The sequence below is a fragment of the uncultured Agrococcus sp. genome (assembly GCF_945915485.1).
Taxonomy (GTDB): Bacteria; Actinomycetota; Actinomycetes; order Actinomycetales; family Microbacteriaceae; genus Agrococcus.
Map to the genome: position 1 here is coordinate 1 of NZ_CAMEFJ010000120.1, position 5,878 is coordinate 5,878.

7 protein-coding genes are annotated in these 5,878 nt (G+C 64.5%); 6 read left to right on the plus strand and 1 reads right to left on the minus strand.

The window, feature by feature from the left end; genetic code table 11:
* Positions 1 to 46: 46 nt before the first annotated feature.
* A complete protein-coding gene (locus Q0O95_RS12920) occupies positions 47 to 685 on the plus strand; it encodes a TetR/AcrR family transcriptional regulator (protein WP_293699415.1) in 639 nt (212 codons plus the stop codon).
* A gap of 165 nt (positions 686 to 850) precedes the next feature.
* Here the strand turns inward: Q0O95_RS12920 and Q0O95_RS12925 are convergent, their stop codons facing one another.
* A complete protein-coding gene (locus Q0O95_RS12925; RefSeq protein ID WP_293699417.1) occupies positions 851 to 1,423 on the minus strand; it encodes a TetR/AcrR family transcriptional regulator in 573 nt (190 codons plus the stop codon).
* A gap of 82 nt (positions 1,424 to 1,505) precedes the next feature.
* Between Q0O95_RS12925 and Q0O95_RS12930 the strand changes: the two genes are divergently transcribed.
* From Q0O95_RS12930 to Q0O95_RS12950, 5 genes are all read left to right on the plus strand, one after another.
* Positions 1,506 to 3,041 (plus strand): MFS transporter, encoded by a 1,536-nt coding sequence (locus Q0O95_RS12930; protein ID WP_293699420.1) that lies wholly within the window; start codon positions 1,506 to 1,508, stop codon positions 3,039 to 3,041.
* Between the two features lie 316 nt (positions 3,042 to 3,357).
* The gene (locus Q0O95_RS12935) at positions 3,358 to 3,585 is read left to right on the plus strand and encodes a hypothetical protein (protein ID WP_293699423.1); all 228 of its coding nucleotides are present in this window, start codon (positions 3,358 to 3,360) and stop codon (positions 3,583 to 3,585) included.
* Between the two features lie 75 nt (positions 3,586 to 3,660).
* Entirely contained in the window at positions 3,661 to 4,302 is a 642-nt protein-coding gene (locus Q0O95_RS12940) for a DsbA family protein (RefSeq protein ID WP_293699425.1), read from the plus strand.
* Positions 4,303 to 4,307: 5 nt separating this feature from the next.
* Entirely contained in the window at positions 4,308 to 5,228 is a 921-nt protein-coding gene (locus Q0O95_RS12945; protein ID WP_293699431.1) for an NADP-dependent oxidoreductase, read from the plus strand.
* On the plus strand, positions 5,225 to 5,878 hold a 654-nt coding region (locus tag Q0O95_RS12950), incomplete at its 3' end, for an MFS transporter (protein ID WP_293699428.1). The genes Q0O95_RS12945 and Q0O95_RS12950, both read left to right, overlap by 4 nt.

A 5,878-nucleotide genomic window follows, 5' to 3' on the forward strand; every position in this document is an offset into this window, starting at 1 on the left:
AATTGATCGAGTGATCAATATGCAATCTACCTACACTGGAAGCACGATGTCAACGACTCACCACCGCACCCGCACTCGCAAGAGCCCGGGGCAGCGTTCCGCAGAGATCCATGAAGCCGCAGTCGCGATCGCCCGCGAGCAAGGGCTGTCGGCGCTCACCCTGCGCTCCGTCGCCACTCGTGCCGGGGTGGCCCCCGGGCTGGTAGCTCATTACACCGAGAGCATGGACGAACTCGTCGCCACGACGTTCCGTGAGCTGACGGCCTCCGAACTGGAAGACGTTCGACAGCACGTCGACGGATCCGCTGACCCCGGTGAGCGGATGGGCCGGATGCTCGCAACCGTGCTCGCCCATGATCACGAGAACATCACGCTCGTGTGGGTGGATTCCTGGTCGCTGGGTCGCGGTAATGCGCCGCTGTCGGTCGCGATCGATGAGCAGATGGGGGCCTGGCAGGAGTTCATCGCGGGTATTGCGCGCGATGGGGAAGACGCGGGTGTCTTCGAAACCGATGATGCCGATGCCGTTGCCTGGCAGATTCTCGCCATGATCGATGGCATCTCGGCTCACGCGTTGACTCGCAGGACAGACCCGACCCCGTTCGTCTCGCGTCTTGCGCGTGCTTGCGAGACGCTGCTCGGCGCCCGACAGGACACCATCGGCGGCCACGTCGCGAAGGCGTGACGAGCATCCCGCGGCACTGCAGCGCGGCACTGTGCCCGAAGCGTCGCGAGTATCGCCGTTTTCCAGTGCAGAATCTCGCTGTCGCCGGTGTGCGAACTGTGGCACGGCGATACGTCAGCTGAGCCCGCACTGCCTGATCAATCGGCTTCCTCTCCGAGCATGTCGTTACTGTTCGGCGAGCAGGTCGAGAGCCTCCTCAATCTGTTCTGACGTTGGGAGAGTGTCTGGGGCGATGAGCGATTGCACCGCCAGGCCGACGGTGATTGCGTAGGTCAACGTACCCAGCGCGTCCTGAGCCTGCGTCAGCTCGGCATCGGTCTGCTCATCCTCACCTGCCAGCAGCGCTGCGAAGGCACGGCGACCTTCGACAGTTCCCGCTGCGATCTGCTCCCGCAACTCGTCATCGAACTGCGCCTGCGCGAACGCTTGCAGGCTCGCTGATTGCACTTCACGCGACTCGGGCAGCGAATCCACCACGCCGATCAGCGCGGCCAGGACCCGCTCACGTTCAGTCTCCCCCTGTGCCTCAGCAAGTGCGCGATTGATCGTATCGCCCCATTCGTCGCTGAGCTCGAGAGCGGCCATGTTCATCAATCGGTCCTTGCCCCGGTAGTGGTATCCGATCGATCCGAGATGAGCCCCGGAAGCCTCGGCGATGTCGCGGGCAGTGGTCTGCCCATATCCCTTCTCCACCAAGCACCGCTTGGCCCCGGCGAGAAGCGCACTCTTCTGATCCATGGCACGATGCTAGCAGAAGCATGAACGATCGTTTTGCACGTACGTACTTGACTCGGGGTCGCATCGCCCGTAGGCTCGCGGCATGAACGTACGTACAAACATGCCCTCGAAATCCGCAAATAGCGTTCGTGGCCGAGGTCGCAGGCTGGCCGGGCTCATCGTTCTCCTGCTGCCCGCACTTCTGATCTCGATGGACGTCTCCATCCTGTTCGTCGCAAGCCCTTCGATCGCCCAGAGCCTGGCACCCACTGGCACGGAGTGGCTGTGGATGCTCGACAGCTACAGTTTCGTTGTCGCCGCGTTGCTGGTCACAATGGGCAGCCTTGCCGATCGGATCGGCCGACGCCGGCTGCTCTTGATAGGCGCGCTGGCCTTCGGTGTCGCCTCGACTGTGCTCGCGATGGCTCCAACGCCAACCCTCTTCATCGTCGGTAGGGTACTGCTGGGGGTTGCTGCGGCCACCCTCGCGCCATCCACGCTGGCCATTGTGCGCGACCTCTTCGACGACCTTGATGCCCGGCGCAAAGCCGTCGCAGCCTGGACTGTCGCCTACACCGGTGGCGCGGTCGCCGGACCCGTGCTCGGCGGTGTCCTGCTGACGGCATTCGAGTGGCCGTCGGTGTTCCTGATCAATCTGCCGGTTATGGCATTGCTGCTGATAGCCGGACCCTTCGTGCTGCCCGAGTCCAAAGACCCCCGCGGAGCAACCTTCGACCTGCCGGGAGCCGCACTCTCGCTGCTCTCGCTGTTCGGCATCGTGTTCGCCATAAAACGCTTCGCAGAGTACGGCAACGACTTCCTGGCCTGGGCAACTCTGATCGGCGGCGCGTTGGTGGTAGTGGGTTTCATCGTGCGTCAGCGCATGGCCACTCACCCTCTGATTGATCTAACGCTGTTCCGCAGCGGAGCCTTTTCGGGTGCCGCGGTTGCCAACCTGCTAGCCGCCTTCGTGATGGTCGGGCTCGGTGCTCTCGCCTTCACCTATCTGCAGTCTGTCCATGGGCTCAGCGCGCTCGAAGCTGCGCTGTACGCGCTGCCGACGTTCATCGGGACGGCCGTCGGCGCGGGAGTTTCCGCTGGACTTGCGAAGCGCGTCCGACCGGGGGCGATCATCTTACTGGGGTTCGTCATCGCCACCGTCGGATTCTGCGTCGTCGGCGCCACGGCAGGGGCTGATTCGCCCTGGTGGTTCGTCGCCGGATACATCCCCCTGACACTGGGCGCGGGTGGCCTCGTCAGCGCCCTGTCGAACTCGCTGATCATCTCCACTGCACCCGCTCATCGGACGGGTGCCGCAGCCAGCATCTCGGAGACCGGCGTGCAGCTCGGTGGGGCCTTCGGTATTGCCCTCTTCGGGCTTCTCTCTACTGTCTTCTATCGCCGCGATATGCAGGTCGACGGCCCAGCGGGTGACTCCCTCGCAGGTGCAGAGGCGTTAGCAGCTCAGATGTCCGGCCCCGAGGCTGCCCTCCTCAGGGAACAGGCGGCCACCGCCTTCGCGTCCTCGCTGAGCACCGTGGCATTCGTGATCGCCGGGGTCTGCCTAGCAGCCGCCATAGTCACCGGTCTCCTCTTGCGCCGTGTGCCCATCGCCACGGCGGATCAGAGCGACGGCTGAGGGAACCGGGCGAGATCGTGACGGTGTCCCGACGGTGGCGGGATTCCGAAGGCTTCGTTGGTGGAAAGGATGGCGACTCGGTTGGACCGAGGGCGGGTGCGGCCGTGCCTCGGCCGGGTGTTCCCGTGTCGGTCTGTGCCGAATGTATGGATTTGCCCCAATGTATGGAAATCGGCCCGACATTCGGTCACGCGGAACGATTCTCCCGACGTTCGGGACGCTCGGCGCACTGATACGCGTCGAACGTCTTGACATCAAGTGAACTTGAAGTTCTTAACTGGCTTTCAAGCGAGTTTCACGAGAAAGAGAGCGGGACATGATCGAAGTCGACATGCGGATACAGCAGCCGGGCACGAGTGCGCGTGAGGTTGAGCATCTTCGCGAGGCCGCAGTCGCGAGTTTCGCGGCGACAGCGAGGGTGCCGCTGACCGCTGTTCCCCCTCTTGCTGCCGCACGCGGTCAGCCGCATGCCGACAGGGGCAGGGCTGACGGAGCCCGCCGGGGGTCGTCTAGGAGAGCCGGATTCGCGGCCGGATCGCCGTGACGCTTCGAACCACACGCGAGCGGCTGCGGACACGTGCAAAGCACGCACGAATCTATCGAAAGCAGGAAATGGAACATGATCGAAGTGGATGTGTGGGCGGACGTGCGCTGTCCCTGGTGCTGGATCGGCATGCGACGACTGCGAAGGGCCAGTGCCCTTGCCGATCAGCCGGTGCGAGTCCGGCGGCGCAGCTTCTTACTCGAGCCCGAGGGGCCCTTCAGTCCTGGCCGCTCGACCGCGATCGTAGCCACGAACGAGTGGGGGCTTTCGCCGTCGCAGTGGGTGGCCAAAAGCACACTGATCCGCGAAGCGGGCAGCGCCGAAGGGCTGAATGTTCATGCGGATGAGGCGCTCATGTTCGACTCGCGACCGCTACACCGGCTGCTCAAACTCGCCGGTGAATCGATGAAAGACGACCAGCTGTATGAGGCGTGGGACGATGCATTCCGTTCGCACTTCGAGCGCGTCGAGAACCTCGGTGATCTCGCTGTTCTCCGAGGGCTGGCCTCTCGATGGGGTCTGCCTCATGAAGAGGTCGAGCGGACGCTGACGGGGTCGCGGTTCGAGACAGATGTCGCGAACGACATCGCCGAGGCTCGGCGTCTCTCGTTCTCGTCGGTGCCCACGGTGATCACCAAGACCGGAGGCCGGGTGTCGGGCAGCGCGTCCGTCGATGAACTTTCGCGATTCCTGAGCGAGAGTGCGGTAGTCAAGTGAGCGAGATGATGCGGGCGGTTGCAATCGATGCCTTTGGACCTCCGGAAGCACTCGGTGTCAGGATGCTCGCCCGCCCAGACGTACCGCCAGACGGCGTGTTGGTGCGCGTCATCGCTGCGGGCGTGCAGCTGACCGATGCGGCGATTCGTTCAGGATGGACTCCGCCGGGAGCGCAGATCCGGTTCCCCCAGGTGCTCGGCAATGAGTTCTCCGGTGTTGTTGAACACGTGGGAGCAAGCGTTACGGAGTTCCGTGCGGGCGACGAAGTCGCCGGATTCAACCTTCTAGAATGCTACGCCGAGTACGTGGTCGCGCCGCAGTCGCAACTTGCCGCCAAGGGCCCGAGCGTGCCCTGGCGAGTTGCTGGAGCTCTGTCGGCGTCGGGTCAGACCGCACACACCGCGTTCGAGGATCTCGTGCCGGGAGCGGGCGATGTGGTGCTGGTCCACGGTGCAGCCGGAGGTGTCGGAACAGTGTTCACCCAGCTCGCCGTCGCAGCCGGTGCGACCGTGATCGGCACGGCGAGCGAGGCGAATCACGACTATCTCAGGGGTCTTGGAGCTATCCCCATTGCCTACGGGGAAGGGCAGGCCGACAGGATCCGTGACGTCGGCGCACTCGTGGATGTCGCCTTCGACGCGGCCGGGCACGGCAATCTGCGCACAGCGGTGGATCTCGTCGACGACCGTGACCGGGTCGCCACCATCGTCGATATGCAGTTGGCGCAGGAGTTGGACTGCCGAGTTGTGAGGAGCCGTCGATCGGCCGCCCGATTGGCGGACCTGATGGGGCGAGTGGAACGGGGCGAGCTGCTCATACACATCCGCGACAGCTACCGCCTCGAGGATGCCGCGGATGCGCATCGCGATGTTGAATCGGGGCACGGGCGGGGCAAGATCGTGCTCGACGTCGGCGACGCTGCATGACCAGGAACCAGTCGCCGGAGAGCGCGCGATTGTGGACGCGCGTGAGCCGTGCATTCATCGTGAGCGTGCTCGTGCTGATCACCTTTATCGCGTTCGAGTCGTTCGCGATTACGACGGTGCTGCCCGTTGCGATGGCGGAACTCGGCGCGCGGTGGTACTCGCTGGCGTACGCCGCCTCGATCGTTGCGGCGATGGTCGGCATGGTGATCGGTGGCAACTGGGCCGATCGGTCCGGGCCGAGAGCGCCCCTCACCGTCGGTGGAGCGCTGTTCCTCGTTGGGCTGGCGTTGAGTGCGCTCGCCCCGGATGTCACGACGTTCATCCTCGCCCGCATCATCAAGGGCATCGGCGGCGGCATCGACTCGGTCATCATGTACGTGCTGATCGCGCGTCGCATCTCGGAACCGCAGCGACCGCGGATGTTCGGCCTGTTGTCTGCCGCCTGGATACTGCCCTCGCTTGCGGGCCCCGTCGTTGCGGGAGCGCTCACCGAGTTCACGAGTTGGCGCACCGTGTTCCTGCTCGTGCTTGCAGGGTCGGCGGTCGCACTCGTGAGTCTGCTGCTCAGCACGCGCAGCCTCGCGCCTCACGAACGAACCGAGAAGCGCATAGTGGGGCGAACGGGGGCACTCTCGGTCGTTGCGGCCCTC